Raw genomic sequence first — 5624 nt, 5'->3', positions numbered from 1 at the left:
ATAAGAGACAGGTGGGGGCCAGCTTGACGACGGCCTCGGCGAGGGCGCGGGCGGACTGGGGGTTCTGGCCGGTGACCAGGCGGCCGTCGACGATCACCTGCTCGGTCCAGCTCGGCCCCGGGATGTGCCTGGCGCCGGCCGCGGTGAGCCGGTCGGCGAGCAGAAACGGCACCACCTCGGTCAGCCCGACGGTGGCCTCCTCCTCGTTGGTGAAGCCGGCCACCCGCTTGCCGGCGACCAGGTACGAGCCGTCCGAGAGCTTGAGGTCGACCAGGGCGGACGGGCCGTGGCAGACGGCGGCCACCACGCCGCCGCGTTCGTAGATCGGGGCGGCGATCCGGGCCAGGTCCGGGTTGTCCGGGAAATCCCACATGGTGCCATGGCCGCCCGCGAAGACGATCACGTCGTACCCGGTCGGGTCGACGTCGGCGGCCCGCAGGGTGTCCGCCACCCCGGCGTGGGCGAGGAAATCGTTCTGGGTCGGGTCGTTGTCGTCCCGGCCGTCCAGCGGGGGCTGGCCACCGGCCACCGAGACCAGGTCGACGTCCCACCCGGCGGCCCGGAACACCTCCCACGGTTCGGCGGCCTCGCCGACGTAGAAGCCGGTCTCCCGGCCGGTGTCGCCGAGCTCACGGTGACTGGTCAGCGCGATGAGTGCACGTGTCATGCCGACCATGCTGGCTCGCCGATCCATAGCTGACCAATAGGTGAACGGTGCCACCGGTATAGATTTGCTGATGTGAAGGTGTCGCTCGACCTGCTGCGCAGCTTCCTCGCGGTACATCGCTCGGGCTCCATCACCGGCGCCGCCGAGCTGCTCGGTCTCGCCCAGCCGACGGTCACCGCCCAGCTGCGCGCGCTGGAGGAGGCGGTCGGGCGACCGCTCTTCGACCGGGTGCCGCGGGGCGTGCTGCCGACGGCGGCCGGCGACGAGCTGGCCCGGCGGGTGGCCGAGCCGCTGGACCGGCTGGACGCCGTGCTCGCCGACGAGGCGATGCCGTACCCCCGGACGGTCTTCCTCGGCGGGCCGGCCGAGTTCCTCGCCGAGCGGGTGCTGCCGGCGCTCGCCGGCCTGGTCGCCGACGGCCTGGAACTGCGGGCGGTCGCCGGCCTGCCGGAGCAGCTTCTCGACGACCTCGCCGCCGGCCGGCTCGACGTCGCGGTCACCAGCGTGCGGCCGCGCCGCCGGGGGCTGACCGCCGAACCGTTCTACGACGAGGAGTTCACGCTGGTCGCGGCGCCGTCCTGGGCGCGCCGGCTGCCGGACCCGGTCACCCCGCACGCGCTGCGCGCCGTGCCCCTGGTCGCGTACGCGGAGGAGGCGCCGATCCTGCGCCGCTGGTGGCGCACCATCTTCGACACCCGGCTGACCCGGACCCCGAACCTGGTGGTGGCCGACCTGCGGGCGGTGCTCGCGGCGGTGCTCGCCGGTGCCGGGGCGAGCGTGCTGCCGACGTACCTCTGCCGGGCGCGGCTGGCCTCCGGCGAGCTGGTGCCGCTGCTCCGGCCGCCGGTGCCCCCGCTCAACACGCTCTTCCTCGCCACCCGCCCGCAGGTGGCCGGCCGGCGCGAGGTGCACGCGGTGCGCCGGGCCCTGCTGGCGGCCGCCCCCGGCTGGTGACCGGGCTCTACGTCCAGCCGGTGGCCCGGTGCAGCAGCTCCACCAGGGAGCGGGTGACCTCCGGCGGGCTGCCGTCGGTGGGGCAGTCGACGTAACCGGTCTCGGTGGCGCCGACGGCCAGCCGGTAGGTGAACGCGTCCCGGCAGGCGGTCGGAGCGGTCGGACGGGCCGCCTCGGCGGTCAGGTCGGGATCGGCCGCCAGCCGGCGCAGCAGGTCGAGATCCGCCGTGGACAACCGCCCGGTACGCCGGGAGCCGGCACGGTCGACGAGTGTCCACCGGCCGTCTGGCTCCACGGCGATGGTGTCGCCCCGCCCGGCGATCCCGCCCGACCGGGTGAGCACCACCCGGGTGGCCCCGCCGTCACCGCCCGGGGTGGTGGCACCGGGGGGCGGTGGCGCCACGCTCCGGCTCACCCCCACGGACGGTTCCTGCTCCGGTAGTGTGCGCGACGGCTCCGTCGCTGAGCATCCGGTCAGGACCAGCGCCGTCAAGGCGATCTTGACACCGGTGATCGAGGCTGATCTCATGCCGCTCGGACGTGCAGCGCGGCCGCCCGGTTCCCATCCGCCCGATCTCCGCCGATTGGTCAGTGTCCGGGGTCGCGACGCAGGCCCCTCTCTTTCCGTACCACATCGCTATGTCTGCATGCGTGACTATGCCCTGTCACGCCGACCCCCCGTCCAGGAGGGCACGTGAAAAGACCCCTCGCCGCTGTCGGCACGGCCCTGCTCACCAGCGGCCTGCTGACCGGCGTCGCCACCGCGGCGCCTCCTGCCGCCACCGCGGCGCCCCCCGCTGCCGCCCCGGACGCCTCCGCCGCCGCCCGCGCCACCAGCGTGCTGCGCAGCAACCCGGGCGCCGTCCAGGGCACCGGCGCGGAGTCCTACCAGGTGCACAGCACCAAGGTGGACCAGAACGGCGCCGCGCACACCCGGTACACCCGGACCTACCGGGGACTGCGGGTGTACGGCGGTGACTTCGTCATCCACACCGCCCCGAACGGCAGCTACACGGGCTCCTCGGTCGGCCTGGCCGCGCCGCTGACCCTGGCCACCAAGGCGAAGGTATCGGCGGCGACCGCCGCGAAGGCCGCCCGCACCGAGTTCTCCGGCAAGCTCACCTCGGTGGGCACGCCGGAACTCTTCGTGGACGCCAGCACCGGCCGCGGCCGGCTCGCCTGGGAGACCGTCGTCACCGGGTGGCAGCCGGACGGGCAGACCCCGTCCCGGTTCCACGTCATCGTCGACGCGACGACGGGCAAGCTGGTCGGCTCGTACGACGAGATCGAGGCGATCGCCGGTACCGGCAGCAGCGTCTACTCCGGCACGGTCGGCATCGACACCACCCTGGCCGGCAGCACGTACCAGCTGATTGACCCGTCGCACGGCAACGGCTCCACCTGCGACATGAACAGAGGCACGTCGACCTGCACCACGTTCACCAACGCCGACAACAGCTGGGGGGACACCGACACCTCACAGCGCGCGGCGGTCGACGCGCACTTCGGCGCCGCCAAGACGTACGACTACTTCAAGCTGGTGCACGGCCGCAACGGCATCTTCGGCGACGGGCGCGGCGTGCCCAGCCGGGTGCGCTACGGCAACAACTACGCCAACGCCTTCTGGGACGGCTCCCGGATGACCTACGGCGACGGCGCCGGCAACGCCCGCCCGGTGGTCTCGCTCGACGTGGCGGCCCACGAGATGACGCACGGCATCACCGACAACGTGGTCCCCGGCAGCCTGACCTACGCCGGCGAGTCCGGCGGCCTGAACGAGGCCACCAGCGACATCTTCGGCACCGCGGTCGAGTTCTACGCCAACACCTCCGCCGACCCCGGTGACTACCAGATCGGCGAAAAGATCAACATCAACGGCGACGGGACGCCGCTGCGCTACATGTACGACCCGGCGCTGGACGGCGTGTCCGACCGTTGCTGGTCCACCGCCACCAGGAACAAGGACGTGCACCACTCGTCCGGCGTGGCCAACCACTTCTTCTTCAACCTGGCCGAGGGCACCGGGGTCACCCCGTACGGCACCTCGCCGGTGTGCGGCAGTGCCGCGCCGGTGACCGGCATCGGTCGCGCCAAGGCCGAGAAGATCTGGTGGCGGGCGCTGGACGTGTACTTCACCTCCAACACCGCGTACGTCAACACCAGCAACCCGGCGAACACCGCCCGGGCCTACACCCTGCGGGCCGCCACCGACCTGTACGGCAGCTGCTCCGTCGAGTACCGCACCGTCCAGGCGGCCTGGACCGCGGTGAACGTGGCCGGCAACGACGCGACCTGCTCGGTCGGCAGCGACTTCTCGGTCTCCCTCTCGCCGACCTCCGGCGCGGTGAACCCGGGCGGCTCAATCTCCACCACCGTGGCCACCGCCACCACCAGCGGCTCGGCCCAGACCGTGACGCTGTCGGTTTCCGGCCTGCCGGCCGGGGCCAGCGCCGAGTTCACCCCCCCGTCGGTGACCTCGGGCAACTCGTCCACCCTCACCATCGCCACCACGTCCGCCACGCCGCCCGGCAGCTACCCGATCACCGTCCGCGGCGCCGGCTCGGTGAGCCGGACGGCGACATACACGCTGACCGTGAACGGATCCGGCGGCGGCTGCCCGAGCCCGGGCCAGAAGCTCGGCAACCCCGGCTTCGAGTCGGGCGGCACGAGCTGGGCGCAGACCACCGGCGTGATCGGCCAGCACGGCACCGACCAGCCGGCGCGTACCGGCACCTGGAGCGCGTGGCTGGACGGCTACGGCAGCCGCCACACCGACACGCTCTCCCAGTCGGTGAGCCTGCCGGCCGGCTGCGCGTCGTACACCTTCAGCTTCTGGCTGCACATCGACTCGGCGGAGACCACCACCATCACCGCGTACGACACGCTGCGGGTGCAGGTGGTCAGCTCGTCGGGGACGGTGCTGGCGACCCTGGCCACGTACTCCAACCTGAACACGGCCGCGGGCTACAGCCAGAAGACCTTCTCGCTGGCCCCGTACGCCGGCCAGACGGTCACCCTGAAGTTCACCGGCACCGAGGACTCGTCGCTCCAGACGTCCTTCGTCGTCGAGGACACCGCGGTCACCGTCTCCTGAGGTAGCCCCGCCGCCGGGCCCGGCGACCACCCCACCCGGGTGGCTGCCGGGCCCGCGCCGTTATGGTCGCCGCACCGGCACGATCCGAGCGGCCGGCCGGCGCGGGCGGCACGGCGCCGACAGCAGCCGGCGGTGCGGCCGGTCGAAGGGTGGTGACGGTGTCCGACGCGGAACTCCTCGTCCAGGTGACCGGGGCGGCGGCGACCGTGGTGATCCACAACCCGGCGCGGCGCAACGCGATGACCACGGACATGTGGCGGCAGCTGCCGGTGCTGCTGGACGGCCTGGCGAGCGACCCGGCGGTCCGGGCGCTGGTGCTCACCGGCGCCGGCGGCACCTTCTGCGCCGGGGCGGACCTGGGCGACCTGGACGAGCTGCTGGACGCAGGTGACGCGAGCATCGCGGTCGCCGCCGAGGAACGGTTGGCCGCCTTCGCCAAGCCGACCGTCGCCGCCGTCCGGGGCGCCTGCGTGGGCGGCGGATGCCAGCTGGCCGTCGCCTGCGACCTGCGGGCCGCCGCCACCGACGCGCGGTTCGGGGTGCCGCCGGCCCGGCTCGGGCTGGTCTACCCGGCCCCGACCACGCGCCGGCTGGCCCGGCTGATCGGCCCGGCCGCCGCCAAGCACCTGCTCTTCACCGCCGAGCTGATCGACGCCGAGCGGGCGTTGCGGGTCGGCCTGGTCGACGAGGTGCTGCCGGTCGACGGGCTCGCCGCCCGGGTCGACGAGATCACCGCCGCCGTGGCCGCCCGCTCGCAGCTCAGCGTCGCCGCCGCGAAGGAGATCATTGACGACCGGGCGGACGACGAGCGGACCGCCTGGTGGCACGGGCAGGTCCGGGCCAGCGGTGAGGCCCGAGAGGGCGTCGCCGCCTTCCAGGAACGCCGCCCGCCCCGCTTCGGCTGGACCC

The 5624-nt window shown here is 73.5% G+C and carries 5 protein-coding genes; 3 read left to right on the top strand and 2 right to left on the bottom strand.

What is annotated here, in order from left to right; translation table 11 throughout:
• Window positions 1-667: type 1 glutamine amidotransferase domain-containing protein (locus C1I99_RS28730; protein WP_233512770.1), on the bottom strand; the 667-nt coding region annotated here is incomplete at its 3' end.
• Between the two features lie 72 nt (window positions 668-739).
• Between C1I99_RS28730 and C1I99_RS28725 the strand changes: the two genes are divergently transcribed.
• Window positions 740-1621: a LysR family transcriptional regulator gene (locus tag C1I99_RS28725; RefSeq protein ID WP_111137334.1), complete on the top strand. Its 882-nt coding sequence runs from the start codon at window positions 740-742 to the stop codon at window positions 1619-1621.
• Window positions 1622-1628: 7 nt separating this feature from the next.
• Here the strand turns inward: C1I99_RS28725 and C1I99_RS28720 are convergent, their stop codons facing one another.
• On the bottom strand, window positions 1629-2036 hold the full coding sequence (locus tag C1I99_RS28720; protein WP_146604077.1) for a hypothetical protein: 408 nt from the start codon (window positions 2034-2036) through the stop codon (window positions 1629-1631).
• 279 nt (window positions 2037-2315) lie between these two features.
• Here C1I99_RS28720 and C1I99_RS28715 point away from each other — a divergent pair, with 279 nt between their 5' ends.
• Together C1I99_RS28715 and C1I99_RS28710 are read left to right on the top strand one after the other, a co-directional pair.
• The gene (locus tag C1I99_RS28715; protein ID WP_111137332.1) at window positions 2316-4715 is read left to right on the top strand and encodes a M4 family metallopeptidase; all 2400 of its coding nucleotides are present in this window, start codon (window positions 2316-2318) and stop codon (window positions 4713-4715) included.
• Between the two features lie 152 nt (window positions 4716-4867).
• Window positions 4868-5624 (top strand): enoyl-CoA hydratase/isomerase family protein (locus C1I99_RS28710; RefSeq protein ID WP_111137331.1); only part of this gene is annotated, 757 nt, incomplete at its 3' end.

Source organism: Micromonospora deserti, from assembly GCF_003236335.1.
Classification (GTDB): domain Bacteria; phylum Actinomycetota; class Actinomycetes; order Mycobacteriales; family Micromonosporaceae; genus Micromonospora; species Micromonospora deserti.
The sequence above is the reverse complement of the archived record's forward strand: the minus strand, read 5'-3'. Positions and strand labels throughout refer to the sequence as shown.